General features: G+C 59.8%; 19 protein-coding genes. 7 read left to right on the forward strand and 12 right to left on the reverse strand.

All coding sequences use genetic code 11. The annotated features are described in order from the left end of the window. Positions 1–110 precede the first annotated feature (110 nt). Entirely contained in the window at positions 111–365 is a 255-nt protein-coding gene (locus HXW87_RS08080) for a hypothetical protein (RefSeq protein ID WP_041072765.1), read from the forward strand. A gap of 210 nt (positions 366–575) precedes the next feature. Here the strand turns inward: HXW87_RS08080 and HXW87_RS08085 are convergent, their stop codons facing one another. The 9 genes from HXW87_RS08085 to HXW87_RS08125 form a co-directional block, all read right to left on the reverse strand. Further along, the gene (locus HXW87_RS08085) at positions 576–1,556 is read right to left on the reverse strand and encodes a peptide ABC transporter ATP-binding protein (RefSeq protein WP_103485765.1); all 981 of its coding nucleotides are present in this window, start codon (positions 1,554–1,556) and stop codon (positions 576–578) included. After that, positions 1,556–2,524 carry an ABC transporter ATP-binding protein gene (locus HXW87_RS08090; protein WP_041072769.1) on the reverse strand — a complete coding sequence of 323 codons (969 nt, stop codon included), beginning with the start codon at positions 2,522–2,524 and terminating at the stop codon, positions 1,556–1,558. The genes HXW87_RS08085 and HXW87_RS08090 overlap by 1 nt, the downstream gene beginning before the upstream one ends. Before the next feature lie 10 nt (positions 2,525–2,534). Continuing rightward, positions 2,535–3,461 carry an ABC transporter permease subunit gene (locus tag HXW87_RS08095; RefSeq protein ID WP_041072771.1) on the reverse strand — a complete coding sequence of 309 codons (927 nt, stop codon included), beginning with the start codon at positions 3,459–3,461 and terminating at the stop codon, positions 2,535–2,537. Between the two features lie 10 nt (positions 3,462–3,471). After that, the gene (locus HXW87_RS08100; RefSeq protein ID WP_047291242.1) at positions 3,472–4,482 is read right to left on the reverse strand and encodes an ABC transporter permease subunit; all 1,011 of its coding nucleotides are present in this window, start codon (positions 4,480–4,482) and stop codon (positions 3,472–3,474) included. Between the two features lie 73 nt (positions 4,483–4,555). Beyond that, positions 4,556–6,151: an ABC transporter substrate-binding protein gene (locus HXW87_RS08105; RefSeq protein ID WP_047291244.1), complete on the reverse strand. Its 1,596-nt coding sequence runs from the start codon at positions 6,149–6,151 to the stop codon at positions 4,556–4,558. A 78-nt stretch (positions 6,152–6,229) separates the two neighbouring features. Further along, the gene (locus HXW87_RS08110) at positions 6,230–7,642 is read right to left on the reverse strand and encodes an OprD family porin (protein ID WP_121183690.1); all 1,413 of its coding nucleotides are present in this window, start codon (positions 7,640–7,642) and stop codon (positions 6,230–6,232) included. A 177-nt stretch (positions 7,643–7,819) separates the two neighbouring features. Then, on the reverse strand, positions 7,820–9,418 hold the full coding sequence (locus HXW87_RS08115; RefSeq protein WP_047291247.1) for an ABC transporter substrate-binding protein: 1,599 nt from the start codon (positions 9,416–9,418) through the stop codon (positions 7,820–7,822). 300 nt (positions 9,419–9,718) lie between these two features. Further along, a complete protein-coding gene (locus HXW87_RS08120) occupies positions 9,719–11,344 on the reverse strand; it encodes an ABC transporter substrate-binding protein (RefSeq protein WP_041072781.1) in 1,626 nt (541 codons plus the stop codon). Between the two features lie 260 nt (positions 11,345–11,604). After that, positions 11,605–13,206 (reverse strand): ABC transporter substrate-binding protein, encoded by a 1,602-nt coding sequence (locus tag HXW87_RS08125; RefSeq protein ID WP_239778732.1) that lies wholly within the window; start codon positions 13,204–13,206, stop codon positions 11,605–11,607. Positions 13,207–14,158: 952 nt separating this feature from the next. On the opposite strand from HXW87_RS08125, the gene HXW87_RS08130 reads away from it, so the two are divergent. Then, positions 14,159–14,521, forward strand: coding sequence for a DUF6124 family protein (locus HXW87_RS08130; protein ID WP_047291251.1), 363 nt, complete (start codon positions 14,159–14,161; stop codon positions 14,519–14,521). Between the two features lie 169 nt (positions 14,522–14,690). Here the strand turns inward: HXW87_RS08130 and HXW87_RS08135 are convergent, their stop codons facing one another. Further along, positions 14,691–15,410 (reverse strand): SIMPL domain-containing protein, encoded by a 720-nt coding sequence (locus HXW87_RS08135; protein ID WP_047291253.1) that lies wholly within the window; start codon positions 15,408–15,410, stop codon positions 14,691–14,693. A gap of 413 nt (positions 15,411–15,823) precedes the next feature. Here HXW87_RS08135 and HXW87_RS08140 point away from each other — a divergent pair, with 413 nt between their 5' ends. The 4 genes from HXW87_RS08140 to HXW87_RS08155 all read left to right on the forward strand — a co-directional run bounded on the left by HXW87_RS08140 (position 15,824) and on the right by HXW87_RS08155 (position 20,392). Beyond that, on the forward strand, positions 15,824–17,086 hold the full coding sequence (locus HXW87_RS08140; protein ID WP_027610820.1) for an ATP-binding protein: 1,263 nt from the start codon (positions 15,824–15,826) through the stop codon (positions 17,084–17,086). Continuing rightward, positions 17,079–17,639 carry a response regulator transcription factor gene (locus HXW87_RS08145; RefSeq protein WP_003221630.1) on the forward strand — a complete coding sequence of 187 codons (561 nt, stop codon included), beginning with the start codon at positions 17,079–17,081 and terminating at the stop codon, positions 17,637–17,639. The genes HXW87_RS08140 and HXW87_RS08145 overlap by 8 nt, the downstream gene beginning before the upstream one ends. Positions 17,640–17,735: 96 nt before the next feature. Then, on the forward strand, positions 17,736–19,463 hold the full coding sequence (locus HXW87_RS08150) for an ABC transporter ATP-binding protein/permease (RefSeq protein ID WP_131671444.1): 1,728 nt from the start codon (positions 17,736–17,738) through the stop codon (positions 19,461–19,463). Between the two features lie 179 nt (positions 19,464–19,642). Beyond that, positions 19,643–20,392, forward strand: coding sequence for a FadR/GntR family transcriptional regulator (locus tag HXW87_RS08155; RefSeq protein ID WP_236170351.1), 750 nt, complete (start codon positions 19,643–19,645; stop codon positions 20,390–20,392). A gap of 138 nt (positions 20,393–20,530) precedes the next feature. Here HXW87_RS08155 and HXW87_RS08160 read toward each other — a convergent pair whose 3' ends face one another. Next, positions 20,531–20,719 (reverse strand): hypothetical protein, encoded by a 189-nt coding sequence (locus HXW87_RS08160; protein ID WP_239778733.1) that lies wholly within the window; start codon positions 20,717–20,719, stop codon positions 20,531–20,533. A 3-nt stretch (positions 20,720–20,722) separates the two neighbouring features. Further along, the gene (locus HXW87_RS08165; RefSeq protein WP_239778734.1) at positions 20,723–22,036 is read right to left on the reverse strand and encodes a phospholipase; all 1,314 of its coding nucleotides are present in this window, start codon (positions 22,034–22,036) and stop codon (positions 20,723–20,725) included. A gap of 237 nt (positions 22,037–22,273) precedes the next feature. On the opposite strand from HXW87_RS08165, the gene kdgD reads away from it, so the two are divergent. After that, positions 22,274–23,185, forward strand: a complete 912-nt coding sequence (gene kdgD / locus HXW87_RS08170) for a 5-dehydro-4-deoxyglucarate dehydratase (RefSeq protein WP_047291262.1) — start codon at positions 22,274–22,276, stop codon at positions 23,183–23,185. Positions 23,186–23,233: the final 48 nt, after the last annotated feature.

Below are 23,233 nucleotides of genomic sequence, written 5' to 3' on the forward strand. Positions count from 1 at the left end.
TCCCGGGGTTGGTCAGCGTCCTATCTGGTGAACCGGACTGATCGGAACTAGATTTCATTCAGCGCCGGATCGGCACCCCAGGCTTCAACCACGAAAGGATGGAAATGGCTATGAGCATTTTTCAACGCATTGTGCTGTTGCTTAAGGTTTTGGTGATGTTGACGCTTGGCACTACGGCGGCGTGGGCAAGTTCTGCCACACCATCACAGGGGTTTAACGCAGCCCACGGGCAAGCCGGTGTGATCATGCTGGCCAAGTCGGAATCCGAACCGGGCGATCAGGATCAGGGCGGCAGCAAGGATGATGACGACTCGACCACTGACGAGCCGGACACTGACGATGACGAAGGCGACAGCCAGTCGTAAAGCGCCGGTAAAAGGAAACCCCTTCTTCCCCGACTGATGCGCAATCGGGGGAGAAGAGGTTTGGGTTAACACACTATTTCCGGATAAACACGATTCCTGCAGGAGCTGTCGCACGCTGCGATCTTTTGATCCTGATGCTGAAAATCAACAGATCGCAGCCTCGTTTCACTCGACAGCTCCTACAGGTTGAGTGGCGGTCTCCGGTTTTGCTTACGCCGCGCCATCGAGGAACTGTTCGGCGTAATGGCAAGCCACCTGCCGGTTGTCGAGCTGGCGCAGGGCCGGCTCTTCGCTGCTGCAACGCTCGGTCGCGTACGGGCAACGTTTGTGGAACGCACAGCCCGGTGGCGGGTTCAGCGGGTTAGGCAGTTCGCCGACAATCTTGATTTTCGGCTTGTCCGGATCCGGATGGATCGTGGGTGTCGCCGACAACAAGGCCTGGGTGTAAGGGTGCAGAGGTCGGGTGTAGATGTCCTCTTTCGGGCCCATTTCCACCGGACGGCCGAGGTACATCACCAGCACCGAGTCGGCGACATGCCGCACCACCGCCAGGTTGTGCGAGATGAACACGTAGGCGGTGTTGAACTCCTGCTGCAGGTCCATGAACAGGTTCAGCACCTGCGCCTGAATCGATACGTCGAGCGCCGAGGTCGGTTCGTCCGCCACCAGCACTTTCGGTTGCAGCATCATCGCCCGCGCCAGGGCAATACGCTGACGCTGACCGCCGGAGAACATGTGCGGATAGCGCTGGTAGTGCTCGGGACGCAAGCCGACCTGCTTCATCATCGCCTGGACTTTCTCGCGACGCTCGGTAGCACTCAGGTTGGTGTTGATCAGCAGTGGCTCGGCCAATTGGTCACCGATTTTCTGCCGCGGGTTCAACGACGCGTACGGGCTCTGAAACACCATCTGCACGTCTTTGCGCAGTTGCTTGCGCTGGGCCTTGTCGGCGCCGGCGACTTCTTGCCCGGCAATTTTCAGCGAACCGGAAGACGGCTCTTCAATCAGGGTCAGGGCGCGGGCGAGGGTGGATTTGCCGCAACCCGATTCGCCTACGACAGCGAGGGTCTTGCCGGCTTCCAGTTCGAACGACACGCCGTTGAGGGCGCGCACGGTCGCGTGGCCCTTGAACAGGCCACGGGAGACTTCGTAGTGACGGGTCAGGTCGCGGGCGGTAAGTACGACGGCCATTACGCCACCTCCTGGTTCAGCGGGTAGAAGCAACGGGCGAGGCTGTTGGCTTTCGGATCAAGGGCTGGACGCTGCACGCGGCAGCTGTCCTGCACGTACGGGCAGCGCGGCGACAGCAGGCAACCCTGCGGACGGTCGTAGCGGCCTGGAACGATGCCCGGCAGGGTCGACAGGCGCTCGGCGCCCAGACTGTGCTCGGGAATCGCCTTGAGCAGCGCTTCGCTGTAAGGGTGTGCCGGGATGTCGAACAGTTGCGGCACCTGACCGACTTCTACCGCTTGGCCTGCGTACATCACACAGACGCGCTGGGCGGTTTCGGCCACGACCGCGAGGTCGTGAGTGATCAGCACCAGGCCCATGTTCTGTTCTTTCTGCAACGCCAGCAGCAGATCCATGATCTGCGCCTGAATCGTCACGTCCAGCGCCGTGGTCGGTTCGTCGGCGATCAGCAGTTTCGGCTCGCCGGCAATCGCCATGGCAATTGCCACACGCTGGCTCATGCCGCCGGACAGTTGGTGCGGGTAGGCGTCCATGCGGCTGGCGGCGCCCGGAATTTCCACTTTCTCCAGCAGTTCGATGGCGCGTTTGCGCGCTTGCTTGCCGGACATTTTCAGGTGCAGGCGCAGCACTTCTTCGATCTGGAAACCGACGGTGTAGCTCGGGTTGAGCGCGGTCATCGGATCCTGGAACACCATCGACAGGTCTTTGCCGACGATTTGCCGACGCTGACGATTGCTCAGCTTGAGCATGTCTTTGCCGTCGAAGCTGAGCGAGTCGGCAGTGACGATGCCGGGATGCTCGATCAGCCCCATCAGCGCCATCATGGTCACGGATTTACCCGATCCCGACTCGCCAACGATGGCCAGGACTTCGCCCTTGTCGACTTTCAGGTCGAGGCCATCGACCACGGGCGTCGCGTTCTTGTCGCCGAAGCGGACGTTGAGATTCTTGATTTCTAGCAGTGACATGGGAATCTCCTCAGGCGGCGTTCTTGAGTTTCGGGTCCAGCGCGTCGCGCAGGCCGTCGCCCATCAGGTTGATCGCCAGCACGCTGAGCAAAATGGTCAAACCAGGCAGACTCACCACCCACCAGGCACGTTCGATGTAGTCGCGGGCCGAGGCCAGCATGGTGCCCCATTCAGGGGTTGGCGGTTGTACGCCAAGACCGAGGAAGCCCAGCGCCGCCGCGTCGAGAATCGCCGAAGAGAAACTCAGGGTGGCCTGTACGATCAGCGGTGCCATGCAGTTGGGCAGCACGGTGATGAACATCAGGCGCGGCAGACCGGCACCGGCCAGACGCGCGGCGGTGACGTAGTCGCGGTTCAGTTCGCCCATCACGGCGGCACGGGTCAGACGCACGTAGGACGGCAGCGAAACCACGGCGATGGCGATCACGGTGTTGATCAGGCCAGGGCCGAGGATGGCGACAATCGCCACCGCCAGCAGCAGGGACGGCAGGGCCAGCATGATGTCCATCAGACGCATGATGGTCGGGCCGATCATCTTCGGGAAGAAACCGGCGAACAGACCCAGCAGGATCCCCGGGATCAACGACATCACCACCGACGACAGACCGATCAGCAGCGACAGGCGCGAACCCTGGATCAGCCGCGACAGCAAGTCGCGGCCCAGTTCATCGGTGCCGAGCAGGAACTGCATTTGCCCGCCTTCGAGCCACGCCGGTGGCGTCAGCAGGAAGTCCCGGTATTGCTCGCTCGGGTTATGCGGGGCGACCCACGGCGCGAAGATCGCGCAGAAAATCACCAGCAGCATGAACAGCAGGCCGGCAACCGCGCCCTTGTTCTTCGCGAAGGCTTGCCAGAATTCTTTGTACGGTGACGGATACAGCAGGCTTTGATCCGCGCTTGGGGCGGAAGTGGCTACTGAGGATGTTGGAGTGCTCATGGTATGGACCTCAGCGCTGATGACGGATGCGTGGGTTGGCAAAGCCGTAGAGGATGTCCACTACGAAGTTGACCAGAATCACCAGGCAGGCGATTAACAGGATGCCGTTTTGCACAACCGGGTAGTCCCGGGCGCCGATGGCTTCGATCAGCCATTTACCGATGCCGGGCCAGGAGAAGATGGTTTCGGTCAGGACCGCGCCGGCCAGCAGGGTACCGACTTGCAGGCCGACCACGGTCAGGACGGGGATCAGCGCGTTACGCAGGCCGTGCACGAACACCACGCGCGACGGCGACAGGCCTTTGGCCTTGGCGGTGCGGATGTAGTCTTCACGCAGCACTTCGAGCATCGACGAACGGGTCATCCGCGCGATCACCGCCAGTGGAATGGTGCCGAGCACGATGGCCGGCAGGATCAGGTGATGCAGGGCATCGAAGAACGCGCCCGTGTCATCGGCCAGCAGCGTGTCGATCAGCATGAAACCGGTGCGCGGCTCGATGTCGTAGAGTAGGTCGATCCGCCCGGATACCGGGGTCCAGCCCAGGCTCACCGAGAAGAACATGATCAGGATCAGGCCCCACCAGAAGATCGGCATCGAATACCCCGCCAGGGAGATGCCCATCACCCCATGGTCGAACAGGGAGCCTCGCTTGAGGGCCGCGATCACCCCGGCCAGAAGACCGAGAATACCGGCGAACAGCAGGGCGGCCATGGACAGTTCCAGGGTCGCCGGGAAGAGGGAGGTGAACTCGGTCCATACGCTCTCACGCGTACGCAGGGATTCGCCGAGATCGCCGTGGGCCAGTTTGCCGATGTAGTCCAGGTACTGGGCATACAGCGGTTTGTTCAGACCAAGGCGTTCCATTGCCTGAGCGTGCATTTCGGGGTCGACCCGACGTTCGCCCATCATCACTTCCACGGGGTCGCCGGGAATCATGCGAATCAACGCGAAAGTCAGCAGGGTGATGCCGAAAAACGTGGGGATCAACAACCCCAGTCGGCGGGCAATAAAACTAAACATCTTGTGTGGTACCTCATCAGCCGGTTAGGCGTGCCCGGCGACCCTGGGGTCAGGGAGGCCGGGAGTTTCTTATCTACTTCACCTGGGTGGTGGCGAAGTTATTCGTGGTCAGAGGGCTGATGTGGTAACCCTCTACGTTATTGCGCATCGCGGTAAACATACGGGTGTGGGCCATGCTGATCCACGGTTGGTCCTGATTAAACAGCACCTGGGCCTGTTCGTAGAGCTTTGCGCGTTCGGCCGGATCTACTTTAGCCCGTGCTTCGTCGAGCAGTGCCTGGAATTTCTCGTTGCACCAGCGCGCGTAGTTTTCGCCGTTCTTGGCCGCTTCGCAACTGAGCATAGGCGTCAGGAAGTTATCCGGGTCGCCGTTGTCGCCCGCCCATCCGGCCGACACCATATCGTGTTCGCCGGCCTTGGCGCGCTTGAGCATCTCGCCCCATTCCATCACACGGATGTCGACCTTGATCCCGACTTTCGCCAGGTCGGCCTGCATCATCTGTGCGCCGAGCATCGGATTGGGGTTGGTCGGGCCGCCGCCGTTACGGGTAAACAGAGTAAACACGGTGCCTTCCGGGACCCCGGCTTCCTTGAGCAAGGCGCGGGCCTTGTCGAGGTCACGTGGCGGGTTCTTCAGGTCGTGGTTGTAGCCCAGCAGGGTCGGCGGGTAGGGGTTGACCGCTACGGTCGCGTTGCCTTTGCCGAACAGGGCGTTGACGTAGGCTTCCTTGTCGAAAGCGATGTCGATCGCTTTGCGGACACGCACGTCGCTCATGTATTTGTGCTGAGTGTTCATGGCGATGTACGAGACGGTCATCGCGTCCAGCTCGTCGACCTTCAGGTTGCTGTCTTTCTTGATGCTCGGAATATCATCCGGCTTCGGATACAGCGCGATCTGGCACTCGTTGGCCTTGAGCTTCTGCAGGCGCACGTTGTTGTCGGTGGCGATTGCCAGGATCAACGCATCAGCCGGTGGCTTGCCACGGAAGTAGTCCGGGTTGGCCTTGAAACGCACCTGCGCATCCTTGGCGTAACGCTGGAAGATGAACGGGCCAGTGCCGACTGGCTTGTTGTTGAGGTCGGCGGTCTTGCCGGACTTGAGCAACTGGTCGGCGTATTCGGCCGGGTAGATCGAGGAGAACGCCATGGCGATGTCGGCCAGGAACGGCGCTTCGCGGCGGGTCAGGGTGAACTTGACCGTGTTGTCGTCGACTTTTTCGACGCTTTTGAGCAGTTCCTTGAAGCCCATGCTTTCAAAGTACGGGAAGCCCACGCTCGACAGTTTGTGCCACGGGTGATTCGGGTCCAGCTGACGCTGGAAGCTCCAGACCACGTCGTCGGCGTTCATGTCACGGGTCGGCTTGAAGTATTCGGTGGTGTGAAACTTGACGCCTTTGCGCAGGTGGAACGTGTAAGTCAGGCCGTCTTCACTGATGTCCCAGGATTCGGCCAGTGCCGGAATCACTTCGGTGGTGCCGGGCTTGAAGTCCGCCAGACGGTTGAAGATCGTTTCGGCCACCGCATCGGCAGTGACTGCAGTTGTGTACTGGACCATATCGAAGCCTTCCGGGCTGGCTTCGGTGCAGACCACCAAGGGTTTGGCCGAGACGCCGATGGCGGCGCTCAACAACACAGCCGTGACGGCCGCACGTAGGGGAAGCATTTTCATCGATAACCCTCTGCAATCGGTTGAAGACAAAAAACCGAACGGCCGACTCGTCATGAGTCAGCCGTCGGTCGGCGGTTTTTACAGGATATTGAATGGAATCGTGGTCACGAGACGGAACTCGTTGATGCTGCCGTCAGCCTGGTTTTCGCTGGCGCGGTGAGCGGTGTAGGTGCCACGGATGGTGGTCGCCTTGAGCGGGCCGCTCTGTACGGCGTAGGTTGCACCGATGCCGTATTCGTAGTGGTGCTCGCCGTCCATGTTGCGTACGTCATAGGCAGTGCCGGTGTAGTGAGTGCCGTCGATACCCCAGCCGCGAGCCTGGTAGATGTTGAACTTCAGGCCTGGCACGCCATATTCGGCCATGTTCAGACCGTAGGCGACCTGGAAGGATTTCTCGTTCGGGCCGTTGAAGTCGGACAGCAGGGAGTTGGCCAGGTAGATGCCGTTGGTTTCGTGCAGGTAGTCGAAGTACTCGTTACCGTTAATTTCCTGGTACGAGAAGGTCAGGCTATGAGCCTGGTGAGTCAGGCCGAACGACAGCGAGTAGGTGTCGTTGTCGATTTCGCCCATCTCTTTTTTGCCGGTATCGACGGTCTTGTAGTAGTTCAGACCCGTGGTCAGGCTGACGACATTGCTGTCACCCAGTTCGTGGGTGGCGCCGAAGTAGTACTGGTTCCAGAAGTCTTCAACCTTGGAGGCGTACAGGCTGGTCTTCAGGCTTTTCAGCGGCTGATAGTTCAGGCCGACGATGCTGACGCGATCGGTTTCGGCGTTGTTGTTAGTGTACTCGGAGCGGAATTTCGACAGGCTTTCTTCGGTACGTGGCGATACGCGGTCGAAGCTGCCGGCGTCAAACGACAGGTTGTTCAGTTCTTCGCTGTGCAGGCTCACGCCTTCGAAGCTCGAAGGCAGCGCACGGTTGCCGATGGTGTCCACGATCGGGGTGCTGAAGTTCTGGCGACCGGCGGTCAGGGTGGTGTTCGACACGCGGAACTTGACGTTGGCCAGTCCCAGTTTGCTCCACTGGCCTTCGGCGTCGCCGCCTTCTTTGGTCAGCGTACGGTTGTTGCCTGCGCCTGGACGCGACCCCGGTGCGCCACCGTTGTTGGAGGCCAGGTTCTTGCGATCGCGCTCCAGCGCTACAGCGTTGTAAGCCGCGACTTCAGTGCTGACACCCACGGTGCCCTGAGTGAAGCCGGAAGTGAAGTTGACGATGGTGCCTTGCACCCAGTTGATACGACGATCCGTCGGGGTGGCAACGCCGTCCTTGCGATAAGTGAACTTGCCGCCGCGCTTGAGTTGCTCGTTGGCGTACCAGTTACGGGTCGTACCGCTGATGGTGGAACCTTCGAGGAAGCCGGTGGCATCAGCCTGGGCGCTTTTCTCGTTGACGGTCACCGGGGTGAACGCCTGGCTCTGTTCCTCGGCATAGGCCGTGGCGGTGATGCTGCTGATGGCCAGGGCCAGTATCGCGGTGCTGCTCAGTTTCATGGGTGAAGCTCCTTTACTTTCTTTTTATGCCGGCTTTTTTGGGTGGGGCCGGTTATTGGTTTAGAACTCATTTCACACATCGCAAACGTTTGCAAAAGGCCGGATCGGCGAATTTCGGCAAAGCGCTTGCGTGAGGGGGATAGACAGCCCCCTCAGCATTGCGGCTAATCGGTTGGGTTAATCGATACTGACGCCCGAGAACACATTGCGACCGAAGGGGCTGACCTTGAAGCCTTCAACCCGGGCGCTTAACGGCTGGTTGACCGTCGAGTGGGCGACAGGCGTGATCGGCACTTGCTGCTTGAGCAACTGCTGCGCCTGTTTGTAGAGCGTGGTGCGCTGGTCGCGGTCGGTGACGACCTTGGCCTCTTTGATCAGCTTGTCGTAAGCCGGATCGCACCACATGGAGTAGTTGTTGCCGCCGATGGCATCGCAGCTGTACAGGGTGCCCAGCCAGTTGTCCGGATCCCCGTTGTCGCCGGTCCAGCCAATCAGGCTGATGTCGTGCTCGCCATTCTTGGTGCGCTTGATGTACTCGCCCCATTCGTAGCTGACGATCTTCACCTTCAGACCGATTTTCGCCCAGTCAGCCTGGAGCATTTCGGCCATCAGTTTGGCGTTCGGGTTGTACGGACGCTGGACCGGCATCGCCCACAGCGTGATCTCGGTGCCTTCCTTGACGCCGGCGGCCTTGAGCAGCTCTTTGGCTTTTTCCGGGTTGTAGGCGGCATCCTTGATGCTGTCGTCGTAGGACCACTGGGTCGGCGGCATGCCGTTGACCGCCAGTTGTCCGGCGCCTTGATAAACAGCGTTGAGAATCCCTTGTTTATTCACTGCCATGTCCAGCGCCTGACGCACTTCGAGCTGGTCGAAGGGCTTGTGACGGACGTTGTAGGCAATGTAACCGAGGTTGAAGCCGGGCTTGGAAATCAGCTGCAGTTTCGGGTCAGCCTTCAGCGCTTCAACGTCGGCAGGGCGCGGGTGCAGGGTGATCTGGCATTCGCCGGCCTTGAGCTTCTGCACGCGCACCGAAGCGTCGGTGTTGATCGCGAAGATCAGATTCTTCAGCTTGACCCGGCTCGGGTCCCAGTAATGTTCGTTGCCGGTGTAACGGATGTTCGAGTCCTTCTGATAGCTCTTGAACACGAACGGCCCGGTCCCGATCGGTTTCTGGTTGATGTCGCTCGGCTTGCCTTCGGCCAGCAACTTGTCGGCGTACTCGGCAGACAGGATCGCGGCGAAGCTCATGGCAATGTTCTGGATGAACGCGGCGTCGACGCTGTTGAGCGTGAACTCCACGGTCAGCGGCCCGGTCTTTTCGACCTTGGCGATGTTTTTGTTCAGGCTCATCCCGTTGAAATACGGGAATTCGGTTGGATAAGCCTTACGGAATGGCTGCGCGGGATCGAGCATGCGGTTAAACGTGAACAGCACGTCGTCGGCGTTGAAATCGCGCGTCGGTTTGAAGTACGGCGTTGTATGAAATTTCACACCTTCACGCAGGTGAAAGGTGTACTTGAGACCATCCTCGGAAATATCCCACTGGGTTGCCAGTCCCGGTACGACGTTGGTCGCGCCTTTTTCGAACTCGACCAGACGGTTGTACAGCGGCTCGGCGGCATCGTTATCGGTCGCCGTCGTGTATTGCGCGGTATCAAAACCCGCCGGGCTGCCTTCGGAGCAGAACACCAGGCTCTTGCTGGCGGCAAAACTGGCGGACGTGGCGGCCAACAGGCCGGCGCCCAGCAATGCGGAAAAAACCAAGGTATGGCGCATGACGCTCCCTCTTTTTGTCGTGTTGTTCAATGCACCGCGATCCCGTCCAGGGAAGTTGAGGTGGCACTGAGCTCAATCCAGTACGTACAGCAAGCCGATGGCCCACGCAGAAACTGGTCAGAACCCGACGGTAGGGGCCGTGGGTCTGGCAGTAAATGCGTAATTGCCTGAATGCTCGTAGGAAAAGTCGACACATCCCCTGCCGTTGCAGTCATCCGCAACGGAATTGGCTGTAGGCAAATTCCTGACTTCCGGCAGCTAAAGCAGCGGCGACGTCATGAACGTCGCCGCTGCGATGGCTTAATTGCTGACGCTGACGCCGTAGAAGGAATTCAAGCCGAATGGGCTGATCTTGAAGTCCTGCACGTTGGCGCGCATGGGTTGGAACACCGTCGAGTGAGCGATAGGTGTGTAGGGAACAGCATCTTTGAGGACGTGTTGCGCCTGTTTGTACAGTTCGGTGCGCTTGGCCTGATCGGTGGTGCGCTTGGCATCTTTGACGAGACCGTCGTACTTCTTGTCGCACCACTTGGAGAAGTTGTTGCCGTTGAGCGAGTCGCAGCCGAACAGCACGTTCAGCCAGTTGTCGGGATCACCATTGTCACCGCTCCAGCCAATCAGCATGGCCTGGTTCTCGCCACCTTTGGAGCGCTTGATGTACTCGCCCCATTCGTAGCTGGTGATCTTCACGTTCAGGCCGATCTTCTTCCAGTCGGACTGGAGCATTTCAGCCATCAGCTTGGCGTTCGGGTTGTACGGACGCTGTACCGGCATCGCCCACAGAACGATTTCGGTCCCTTCCTTGACGCCGGCTTCCTTGAGCAGCTGTTTGGCTTTCTCAGGATCGTATTTGGCGTCCTTGATGGTGGTGTCGTAGGACCACTGGGTCGGCGGCATGGCGTTGACGGCCAGCTGACCGGCGCCCTGGTAAACCGAATCAATGATCTGCGGCTTGTTCACCGCCATGTCCAGCGCCTGGCGCACGCGCAGGTCGGCCAGCGGGTTAGGCTCGTTGCTGCCCTTGACCTTGTCCATCACGTTGTAAGCGATGTAGCCCAGGTTGAAACCGGCCTGGTCTGGCATCTTCAGGGTCTTGTCGGCCTTGAGCGCCGCGAGATCCGCCGGACGCGGGAACAGGGTGACCTGGCATTCGTTCTTTTTCAGCTTCTGGATGCGCACCGACGGGTCGGTGGTGATAGCGAAGATCAGGTTGTCGATCTTCACGTCCTCGGGTTTCCAGTAGTCCTTGTTGCCGGTGTAACGGATGTTCGAGTCTTTCTGGTAGCTCTTGAACACGAACGGGCCAGTGCCGATCGGCTTCTGGTTGATGTCGGCAGCCTTGCCTTCCTTGAGCAGTTGGGCAGCGTACTCGGCGGACTGGATCGAGGCGAAGCTCATGGCCATGTTCTGGATGAACGCGGCGTCGACTTCTTTCAGCGTGAACTTGACGGTGTGGTCGTCGACTTTATCGATCTTGGTGATGTTGGTGTCCATCCCCATGTCGGTGAAGTACGGGAATTCGGTCGGGTAGGCCTTACGGAACGGGTCATCCTTGTTAATCATGCGATTGAAGGTGAACAGCACGTCGTCGGCGTTGAACTCACGAGTCGGCTTGAAATACGGGGTGGTGTGGAACTTGACGCCTTCACGCAGGTGGAAGGTGTAATTCAGGCCGTCCGGGGAAATGTCCCAGCTGGTGGCCAGGCCCGGGATAACGGCGGTGCCGCCACGCTCGAACTGGCTCAGACGGTTGAACATGGTTTCGGCTGAGGCGTCGAAGTCGGTTCCGGTGGTGTACTGGCCTGGATCAAAACCAGCCGGGCTCCCTTCGGAGCAGAACACCAGGTTAGTCGCAGCGGATGCGAAAGGTGCGGAGGCTAACAAGCCTGCGCCGACTAAAAACGGAATGACCGCGTGTTTAAGCATGTTGGCCTCATGATTTGTTGTCATTTTTTAATATTGAGGTACGACCTCGTGAGTCGTGCCTGCGGATACTTATGCAGGGGCCATACCCAATGCAAGATCCAGAGCGACTGCCGGCCTCAAAGCGTGGCACGAACGTACCTTAATGTCGCATTTGTATAAGAGTTGACGCATTTGACCGTTTGCGGCCGTTTTTTACGGTGCAAACGAAGCCCCAAAACGGTGCGCCGGTCACGTTGTGCGCGCCGCCTTGGGGCCTGGTGTTACTTATTTATACCCACGCCGTAGAAGGGTGTAAGGCCAAACGGACTGATCTTGAAGTCGCTCACTTCCTTGCGCAGCGGCTGGAACACCGTGGAGTTGGCAATGGGCGTGATCGGCACCTGCTGTTTAAGGATCAGTTGCGCCTGTTGATACAGTTTTACCCGTTGCGCTTTATCCGTGGACACCTTGGCCTGCTGAATCAATTTGTCGTAGGCCGGGTCGCACCACTTGGCGTAGTTGCTGCCCTTGACTGCCGCGCAGCTGTAGAGCACGCCGAGCCAGTTGTCCGGGTCGCCGTTGTCTCCTGTCCAACCGTAGATCATCGCGTCGTGTTCGCCATTTTTCGCGCGCTTGATGTACTCGCCCCATTCGTAGCTGACGATGTTGGCCTTGATCCCGATCTTGTCCCAATCCTGCTGGATCATCTGCGCTGACATCCGCGCATTCGGGTTGGAAGCGCGCTGCACGGTCATCGCCCAGAGATTGATGGTGGTACCCGGTGCAACCCCGGCTTCCTTGAGTAGCGCCTTGGCTTTCACCGGGTCGTACGGCGCGTCCTTGATGTTCGGGTCATACGACCATTGCGCCGGTGGCAAGGCGTTCTGCGCCAGTTGTCCGGCACTCTGGTAGACGGCTTTGATGATCGCCGGTTTGTCGATGGCCATGTCCAGCGCCTGACGGACCTTGAGCTGATCGAGTGGCAGGTGAGTGGTGTTGTAGGCGAGGAAGCCGAGGTTGAAACCGGCCTGCTTCAATACGCGCAGGTTCGGGTCTTGTTCCATCACTTCGATGTCGGCCGGGCGCGGGTAGCCGCTGACCTGGCATTCGCCGGTCTTGAGCTTCTGCAGACGGACAGCGGCATCCGGGGTAATCGAGAACACCAGGTTGTCGATTTTCACGTCCTCGGGTTTCCAGTAGTCCTTGTTCGCGGCGTAGCGGATCTGCGCGTCTTTCTGGTAACGCTTGAACACGAACGGGCCGGTGCCCACCGGTTTCTGATTGAGGTCGGCAGCTTTGCCCTCCTTTAACAGTTGGGCGGCGTATTCGGCCGATTGCACCGAGGCGAAGCTCATGGCGAGGTTTTGCACGAACGCGGCGTCGACGTTGTTCAGGTTGAAGCGCACGGTGTTGTCGTCGAGTTTTTCCACTGATTTGATCGTGGTGTTCAGGCCCATGTCGGTGAAGTACGGGGACTCGGCGGGGTAGGCCTTGCGAAAGGCGTTGTCCGGGTCGAGCAGGCGCTGGAAGGTGAACAGCACGTCGTCGGCGTTGAAGTCGCGCGTCGGGGTGAAATATTCCGTGGTGTGGAATTTCACGCCTTGGCGCAGGTGGAAGGTGTATTGCAGGCCGTCGTTGGAGACGTCCCATTTTGTCGCCAGGCCGGGTTCGATGTCGGTGCCGCCGCGCTGGAATTGGGTGAGGCGGTTGAAGACGGTTTCGGCGGAGGCATCGAAGTCGGTGCCGCTGGTGTATTGGCTGGGGTCGAAGCCGGCGGGGCTGGCTTCGGAGCAGTAGACCAGGGTGGTGGTGGCGTTGGCGAACGGGGCTATGGCGGTTAGTGCGAGGGTGATCAGTAGTGGCTTGAGGGTGAATCTTTCCATGGAGTCCCCGGGTCGATTGGAGGTGGTTGTTTTTTTAGGGTAGCGGGGATTTGGGGGGCTTCGGAAATATCGTTTTTCTTGTTGAGATGTCTGTCTCGGTATATGTGGCGGCTTTTGTCGGGTACATATCCGTTGCTGCGGTAACGGCCACTTAGGGTTCCGCCCTGACGGCGGGTCACTTTGGCAAACGCCCCAAAGTAACCAAAGGGCTTTACCCTGACGTTCGGCCCTCGCTCAGGCTCGGGTTCCTTCGCTCCGGGATTCATCCGGGGGGGCAGCGCCTACGGTTTGCTTCGCTGCACCTCCTCTCGCTGTGTTTGGCTGCGCCAAACGGTCGCTGCGCTCCCACCCCCGGATCAATCCCTCCACTCAGCCTGCCGACGGGCCCTCAGATCAAAAGCGGTACTCGAGCTAACGCTCATCGTGTTGAGTGGTGAAAAGCGGTTGCGGCGACTTGCCAGCGATGGCGGCCTGACAGCCGACCTGAATTTAATTGAATACTCTGAGTTCCCCCTGTAGGAGCTGTCGAAGGCTGCGATCTTTTGATCTTGCTTTTAATTGTGAGAGTCAAAGTCAAAAGATCGTCCGAACGCGGCCCGAGCCTTCGGCAGCTCCTACAGGGAGTGGGGTCGTGTTTAAAGGTGTGTGGGATAACCAGAACCTTCCCACAAGGTTTTCAGGTTGTCCCTCGGACGTCAGCTCTCTAGCCTTGAGCTGTCGCTGAAAACTCAGCGATCGGGTGTGAGAACCCGCAGGAACTGTTAATCCACAATCAGTACCACCATAATTGCCGCCGGCATTTCTGCCGCTGCAATGTTCTATGGCGGCTGTGTGCGGGCGGGCTTCGGTCCGGCCGGGCTTGTTCCTACCGGTTTCTCACCCCGCACATTGCTGCCACCACTCCGCCGCGTGAGAACGGCGAGTGAATGGCTATTGATCAGGAACGCTATCAATGTCCAAACCCGTCCCAGATCCACCACTCGAACCCACAACCCCACTCACCGAAGCCCTCCAAGCCGAAGACCTCGCAAAAAACCGCGAAGCGATCAAACGCGCCCTCGATTTCTACTTAAGCCCCGAGGCCACAAAACCGCGTCCACCCAGCTCGATGTTCCTCGTCCATCCGGGCATCGACACGGAAAGTCTGTTGGCGCACGCCTGTGAGTCCCTGGCCTCGGCCAACACCATGGCCAGTGATTTCGCCGATCAGCTCAGTCGCCCGCAGCGCAATACGGCGCTGGCGATTCAGCAGATCATCATGCTCGCTGAGCTGGCGGTGAATCGGGCGCTGGATCGGGTTGATCCGCCGGCTTGAGACCGCGTTATCGTTCTTCGCGAGCAGGCTCGCTCCCACAGGAGTGCGCATTTCAAATGTGGGAGCGAGCTTGCTCGCGAAGGCGTCAGATCAAACAACACAACTCCCGGGCACAAAAAAACCGGCGATCATTCTCTGATCGCCGGTTTTTCATTCAGCCCACATCAATTCACTGCATCAGCACTTCAATCGAGCCATCGGCAGTCAGGCTGACCTGGCTGGTGCCGGCTTCGACTTCCGGTGTGACCGGTGCCGAATCCGCCATGCCGGCGGCTTTCATCATCATCGGGGCGCGCATGTACGGTTGTGGGTAGCCGTTGCTGTTGAGGTTCAGGTTGACGATTTTGTAGCCTTTGCCGCCCAGTGCATCGGTGGCCAGTTGCGCGCGGGCCTTGAAGGCGTTGACGGCTTCCTTGAGCAGTTGGTCTTCGCTGGCCTTGCGGGTCGGCTCGGCGATGGCGAAGTCCATGCCGCCCATTTTCAGGTCGGTCAGCAGTTCGCCAGTGAGTTTGGACAGGGCGGCGAAGTCGGCGCTTTCCAGGCGCAGTTCGGCGCGTTCGCGCCAGCCGGTGATTTTCTGGCCCTTGGTGTCGTAGATCGGGTAGCTGTTGCGGCTGCCCTGGCGCAGGGTGATGTCTTTGACTTGCTTGGCCTGGGCCAGCGCCTTGTTCATGGTGGTGCTGACGTCGGCGGCGAGTTTGGCCGGGTCGGTGTTTTGCGCTTCAGTGTAGAGCGTCACGATCATCAGGTCGCGGGCGACTTCCTGGCTGACTTCGGCGCGCAGGGAGATCTGGTTGTAGTGCAGCTCATCGGCGGCCAGCGCCGGAAGGCTGGCGATGCTGCCGACGGTCAGGGCGAGAAGGGCGGCGCTGCGGCGAAATGTGTGCATGAAGGCTCCTTGAATAATGCGCAGGTGTTGGTTCGTCCCTGCGTGAAACCATCAGACTCTAGCTTCTGCGCTGCGGTTCGCCCAGTTACAACTTCTATACAGATGCGCCGGATTGGCCTGGAAGTGTTTTTGTAGCGAGGGGATTTAGCGAAACGTCGCACCGCCCCGATCGGCTGCGAAGCAGTCGCAATTCTGCGGATGCGGTCTGCCCGTGAAAAGCGGATTGCAGGGTTTGGGGCGGCTTCGCCACCCATCGGGGATAAATCCCCTCACCACACTGATCTCGGACAACCATGCGCTGTAGCCCAATTTACCGCCAGCGCCATGTGGTCATTTGCCGCACTTTCGCCTCTCAAAGCCGCGGCTTGGTTATACTCCGTACGATCCGCCTGGAGCGCTCATCAGGAGAGCTCATGCTCGCCCCCGTACAACTGACTTCCGCCACTCGCCAGAACCTCTGGCGGCTGACGTTCATCCGCACCCTGGTGCTCGCCGCGCAGGCCGGTTCCGTCGGCCTGGCCTACTGGCTGCAATTGTTGCCGTTGCCGTGGGTGCAACTGGCGATGACCCTTGGCTGCTCGATACTGCTCTGTGTGTTCACCGCCGTGCGACTGCGTACGTCATGGCCGGTGACCGAACTCGAATATGCGCTGCAACTGGCCTGCGATCTGGTGATCCACAGTGCGCTGCTGTATTTCTCCGGCGGTTCGACCAACCCGTTCGTTTCCTACTATCTGGTGCCACTGACCATCGCGGCGGTGACGCTGCCGTGGCGTTATTCGGTGATTCTGTCCGGCATCGCGCTGGCGCTGTACACCGTGATGCTCACGCGGTTCTACCCGCTGGAAACCCTGCCAGTGGCCCGCGAGAACCTGCAGATCTACGGCATGTGGCTGAGTTTTGCCCTCGCGGCTGCGGTGATCACGTTTTTCGCTGCGCGCATGGCTGAAGAGCTGCGTCGTCAGGAAGAATTACGCGCGATTCGCCGCGAAGAAGGCCTTCGCGATCAGCAATTGCTCGCCGTCGCCACCCAGGCGGCTGGCGCGGCGCATGAACTCGGCACACCGCTGGCGACCATGAGCGTGTTGCTCAAGGAAATGCAGCAGGACCACCCCGACGCGATGTTGCAGGACGACCTGAAGGTGCTGCAGGATCAGGTCAAGCTGTGCAAAGAAACGTTGCAACAACTGGTGCGCGCCGCCGAGGCCAACCGCCGTATGGCCGTGGAGATGCAGGACGTCACCCAATGGCTCGACGAAGCGCTGAACCGTTGGCACCTGATGCGTCCGGAAGCCAGTTATCGCTTTCAGCGTCTCGGTCAGGGCACAGTCCCGCGCATGGCACCGCCGCCGGATCTGACCCAGGCGCTGCTCAATCTGCTGAACAATGCCGCCGACGCCTGCCCGGAAAATCTTCAGGTGACGCTGGACTGGGACGCGGAAACCGTGACCATCAGCATTCGTGACCACGGTGCCGGCGTGCCGCTGGCCATCGCCGAGCAGATCGGCAAACCGTTTTTTACCACCAAGGGCAAAGGTTTCGGCCTGGGCCTGTTTTTGAGCAAGGCCAGCGTGACACGCGCCGGCGGCTCAGTGAAACTCTATAGTCATGAGGAAGGCGGCACGCTCACCGAGCTGCGCCTGCCCCACGGCGCCCGAGGAGACCAACATGAGTGACGAAATCCAAGTCGAAGGCGAAGAACTGCCGCATTTGCTGCTGGTCGACGACGACGCGACCTTCACCCGGGTAATGGCCCGTGCCATGGCCCGCCGTGGCTTTCGCGTCAGCACTGCCGGTTCCGCCGAAGAAGGCTTGACCATCGCCCAGGCCGATCTGCCGGACTACGCCGCGCTGGACCTGAAAATGGACGGCGATTCCGGCCTGGTGCTGCTGCCCAAGCTGCTGGAACTGGACCCGGAAATGCGCGTGGTGATCCTCACCGGTTATTCGAGCATTGCCACGGCGGTCGAAGCGATCAAGCGCGGCGCCTGCAACTACCTGTGCAAACCGGCCGACGCCGACGACGTGCTGGCTGCGCTGCTCTCCGAACACGCCGACCTCGACAGCCTGGTGCCGGAAAACCCGATGTCGGTGGACCGTCTGCAATGGGAGCACATCCAGCGCGTGCTCACCGAGCACGAAGGCAACATCTCCGCCACTGCCCGCGCCCTGGGCATGCACCGCCGCACCCTGCAGCGCAAACTGCAGAAGCGCCCGGTTCGTCGCTGAACCTGCGCTGAACGGCCATCGCCAGCTCTCGCGATAACGCGCACCGATCAACTATGATCGGTGCGTGTCTGTTCTTTTCTTTATCGAGCCTTTTCCATGAATCAGAACGCTGAATATTCCGCGGTCAACGATGCTGTGCGCGGGCAGTTTTTTCGCAAGGTGTGGGGGATCATCACGCCTTACTGGCGCAGTGAAGAGAAGGGCAAGGCCTGGACATTGCTGATTGCGGTGATTGCGCTGTCGCTGCTCAGCGTGGGGATTTCGGTGTGGTTCAACACCTGGTACAAGGATTTCTACAACGCGCTGCAGAAGAAAGATGAAGCGGCGTTCTGGCAGCTGATTCTGTATTTCTGCGCGATTGCAGCGGTGGCGATTGTCGGTGCGGTGTACCGGCTTTATCTGACCCAGATGCTGACGATTCGCTGGCGGGCCTGGCTCACCGAAAAGCATTTCTCCCGTTGGCTCGCTGACAAGAATTACTACCAGCTGGAGCAGGGCGGTTACACCGATAACCCGGACCAGCGGATTTCCGAAGACCTCAATAACTTCACCTCCAATACCCTTGAGCTGGGGATCGGCCTGCTGCGCAATATCGTCAGCCTGGTGTCGTTCTCGATCATTCTGTGGGGCGTGTCGGGCAGCATTGAGGTCTATGGCATCACCATTCCCGGCTACATGTTCTGGTGCGTGCTGGTCTATGCCGTGGTGGGCAGCTGGCTGACGCACTTGATCGGTCGCCGCTTGATCGGCCTGAACAACCAACAACAACGCTTCGAAGCCGACCTGCGTTTTTCCATGGTGCGGATTCGTGAGAATGCCGAGAGCATCGCGTTGTACAACGGCGAGCCGAACGAAAACCGTCGCTTGAGCGGTCGCTTCGGTAATGTCTGGCACAACTTCTGGGACATCATGAAAGTGTCCAAGCGCCTGACGTTCTTCACTGCCGGTTACAGCCAGGCTGCGATCATTTTCCCGTTTATCGTGGCGTCGCCGCGTTACCTCGCCGGCAAGATCGAGCTGGGTGAACTGATGCAGATCAGCTCGGCATTCGGCAACGTCCAGGAGAGTTTCAGCTGGTTCATCAGCGCCTATCAGAGCCTCGCGTCCTGGCGCGCCACCTGTGATCGTCTGCTGAGCTTCCGTCAGGCTATGACCGATAACGAACAGCGCGCTCCGGCCATCGATGTGCAGAATCAGGGCAGTGAATTGCAAGTGCACAATCTTGGCCTGGATCTGGCCGATGGTCGTCACCTGCTGACCAATGCCGACATGACGGTGGAGCCGGGCGAGCGGGTGATGCTCAGCGGCCGATCCGGCAGCGGCAAGTCGACGTTGCTGCGGGCGATGGGGCACTTGTGGCCTGCGGGCCACGGCGCTATTCGTCTGCCGGCGGCGCGTTATCTGTTTTTGCCGCAGAAGCCGTATCTGCCGATCGGTACCCTGCGCGAAGCCTTGAGTTATCCACAACCGGGCGACACCTACGCGCCAGAGCGTTACGCGCAGGTGCTGGAGACTTGCCGTCTGCCGCATCTGGTCGCACGTCTGGACGAAGCCAATCACTGGCAGCGCATGCTGTCGCCGGGTGAGCAGCAACGCCTGGCCTTCGCCCGCGCCATGCTTTACGCACCGCAATGGCTGTACATGGACGAAGCGACGTCGGCGATGGATGAAGAGGATGAGGCAACGTTGTATCAGGCGCTGATCGATCAGTTGCCGGGCCTGAGCATTGTCAGCGTCGGCCACCGCAGCAGCCTCAAGCGCTTCCACCCACGGCATGTGCGGATCGACAGCGGGCACCTGGTGGAACAGGCCGTGACCGCTTGAACACCACACCCCTGTAGGAGCTGCCGCAGGCTGCGATCTTTTGATGTTGTTTTTCAAGATCAAGAGATCGCAGCCTGCGGCAGCTCCTACAGGGGCGGTGTTTCGACTCGACAGTGATCGTACAACCCGCGTGCGCTATGATGCTCACCAAGCCGAATTTTCGAGACCAGACGTTGACCATGGAAAACCCGATCGACACCCCTCGCCTCCCGCGCAAGCGCCGCAGCCTGGCCCAGGAACTGGTGACGGTGCTGAGCGAGCAGATCCGCGATGGCCTGCTCAAGCGCGGTGACAAACTGCCCACCGAGTCGGCGATCATGGAAGCCCATGGCGTCAGCCGCACCGTGGTGCGCGAGGCCATTTCCCGTTTGCAGGCGGCCGGTCAAGTTGAAACCCGCCACGGCATTGGCACTTTTGTGCTCGACACGCCAAGCCCGAGCGGTTTCCGTATCGATCCGGCCACTGTCGTCACCCTGCGTGATGTGCTGGCCATTCTCGAATTGCGCATCAGCCTGGAAGTGGAGTCCGCCGGCCTCGCCGCGCAACGCCGCAGTCCCGAACAACTGGCGACCATGCGCGCCGCCCTCGATGCGCTGAACGACAGCGTCGCTCACGCCAGCGATGCGGTGGCCTCGGACTTCGCCTTCCACCTGGAAATCGCCCTGTCCACCGGCAACCGCTACTTCACCGACATCATGACCCACCTGGGTACCAGCATCATTCCGCGTACGCGGCTGAATTCTGCGCGTCTGGCCCATGACGATCAGCAGCACTACATGAATCGTCTGAGCCGTGAGCACGAAGAGATTTATGACGCAATTGCCCGCCAGGATTCCGATGCGGCGCGAGCGGCAATGCGTCTGCACTTGACCAACAGCCGCGAAAGACTGCGCCAGGCCCATGAAGAGGCGCAGGCGCAGCGCGGATGAGTGTCTGGCAGTTTATGTGCGCCTGACATACCGCTATCGCTGGCAAGCCAGCTCCCACAGGTTCCTATGTTGAAGCGGATCCCGTGTAAGACATCAGTCACTGTGGGAGCTGGCTAGCCAGCGATGAGGCCCGTGAATTCAGCGCCGCAATATCGAGCGATCCACCCTCACTGCCAGTTTCGCGTTACCAGGCTTGGCAGCAAACGCTACCAAACCGTCCTCATCCACAATCCCTCGCGCAATCGGCTTGCCGTCCGCCAGCAGCTCCAGCGGTGCGCCCTGCAGCGACTGCCCCGACGCCAGTTCCAGTTTCAATGTGATCGTCATTGCTCATTCTCCCTGATTGACGTTGCCCGTCGGGTGGTAGTCCTTGAGCAGCAAGTAAGTGCTCCAGCCCCACCAGTCATCGATGGTGGCGGTGTCGTTGAGGTTGTTCACATCTTTGCGCCGCAGTACCTTGCCGCCCTCGACGCGGAACAGCGGCGAGAAGTTGCTGGAAAGATTCAGCACCGCCGTCAGATCCGGCAGGCGTTGCAGCGCGGCAAACGTTGAAGGGGCGGGCACGTTGCCGCTGAGGTAGGCGGCGAAGATTTCATCCGCCGAAGCCTGCACCGCCAGATTGACCTGGGTGCGGTTGTCCGCGTCGCTGGCGTCGAAGTAGCGTTTGTCGCCGTAGGCGCGCCATTGATCGCCATGGGCGTTGCGCACCTTGAGGCCGAATTTGCTGTCCTCGTCGTGCATGAAACGGGTGACCAGCGAGCCGAGATCGCTCGGCGTGACCACCGCCGCCATCTCTTTGCGTGGCACACGCAGGTGGCCGGCAGAAAACAGGTCGGTGAGGAAGTGGTCGGCAAACGCGTTCATCGCGTAGGCCCGTTCCAGTTGCTGCTCATCGTGATTGGTGCGGGCTGCGACTGCGGTTTGCAAGGCGCCCGTGTGCCCGGCGATGTAGGCCAGTCTGGCCCATTCGCCGAAGTGGTCGGTGTTGTTCGCCGCCAGTTTCAGATAACGCCCAAGCGGAAACAGTGCGGAGACGAAACTGCCGCCGCCGGTGAGCTTGTTCCACTCTTCGGACAACGTATCTCCGAGCGCGTCGTAGGCTTCATGTGGCGCTTTGCCGTCCTTGATCGCCTGTTTGACCGCGTCGATCTCCTTTTGCATGACCGCGAGAATCTGTGTGGCCTCGGCGCGTGAGGCCGGCAGCACGGCGAGAGAATCAAATGCAGCATGGAAGCGATTCAGGCGATCAGCCGGGGTCGCGCCTTCGTTGATCGGTCGATCGACCACACCGTAGAAATCTCCAGCCAGCGCCACCACCTGGCCGTAGGTCAGCGCAAGGCCGTTGGGCAAGTGCAAGGGCTTTTTTTGCGCGCGGATCGGTTCGGCATTTTCGCTGAAGCGCAGCAAGGTGTTGTCGCCGATGGCTGTGTGTTCAGCGCCTTCCAAGCGCAGTGGCGGTCGAATGTTCAAGGCGTTGCCGGGGAGGGCGGTGGCCGGTGCGACATCGCTGTGGGCGTCGGCGATGTGCAGCAGCAGATGCGGATTGTCGGCGTTGAAGTGGATGCCTTTTAGAGTGAAAAGATCATCGAGTCGAGCGACGACCGGGTTGGGTCGTTCCTGTGGCTTTGCATGCAGTCCGGACATTTCTGGCTCCTTGATATGTCGTCGGTGAATTTATTTTTAACTGTATGTATATACAGTTGAATCGAGCCTAGACCAGATTTTTCCTACGTCAAGAAGGAATCTTGTCCGACAAAAAGTGCGGGGCAACGATGAAATGCAGTTGACGGTTGTCTTTTAAGTTGTACGATGACCTACAACTTCAGCGTTGGCTGAATCATAAAACTCACAAAAAACGTTGCTACCCAGGGTGTTCGAATAATGAATCCACAAGAACTGAAGTCCATCCTCTCTGCCGGCCTGCTGTCGTTCCCGGTAACCGATTTCAACGCGCAGGGCGATTTCAACCGCGCCGGCTACATCAAGCGTCTGGAATGGCTGGCTCCGTATGGCGCTTCAGCCTTGTTCGCCGCCGGCGGCACCGGTGAGTTCTTCTCCCTGGCCGCCAGCGAATACTCGGAAATCATCAAGACTGCCGTCGATACCTGCGCCAGCAGCGTACCGATTCTGGCCGGTGTCGGCGGTTCGACCCGTCAGGCCATCGAGTACGCCCAGGAAGCCGAGCGCCTGGGCGCCAAAGGCCTGTTGCTGCTGCCGCACTATCTGACCGAAGCCAGTCAGGACGGCGTCGCCGCCCACGTTGAAGCCGTGTGCAAATCGGTGAACATCGGGGTGGTGGTCTACAACCGCAACGTCTGCCGCCTGACTGCGCCATTGCTGGAGCGACTGGCCGAGCGCTGCCCGAACCTGATCGGCTACAAGGACGGTCTGGGCGATATCGAGTTGATGGTGTCGATCCGTCGCCGCCTCGGTGATCGCTTCAGCTACCTCGGCGGCCTGCCGACCGCGGAAGTCTACGCCGCTGCCTACAAGGCACTGGGCGTGCCGGTTTACTCGTCGGCGGTGTTCAACTTCATCCCGAAAACCGCGATGGACTTCTACCACGCGATTGCCCGCGACGATCACGCCACCGTCGGCAAGATCATCGACGACTTCTTCCTGCCGTACCTCGACATCCGCAACCGCAAGGCTGGCTACGCCGTGAGCATCGTCAAGGCAGGCGCGAAAATCGCCGGCTATGACGCAGGCCCGGTGCGGGCACCGCTGACCGACCTGACCGGCGAAGAGTACGAAATGCTGGCTGCGCTGATCGACAAGCAAGGTGCGCAGTAACACCCGACAAAAACGCGGCCGCTGAGTAATCAGCGGCTTTTTGCGTAA

Origin of the sequence: Pseudomonas sp. Y5-11 (assembly GCF_022368695.1) — a bacterium.
Classification (GTDB): Bacteria; Pseudomonadota; Gammaproteobacteria; order Pseudomonadales; family Pseudomonadaceae; genus Aquipseudomonas; species Aquipseudomonas parakoreensis.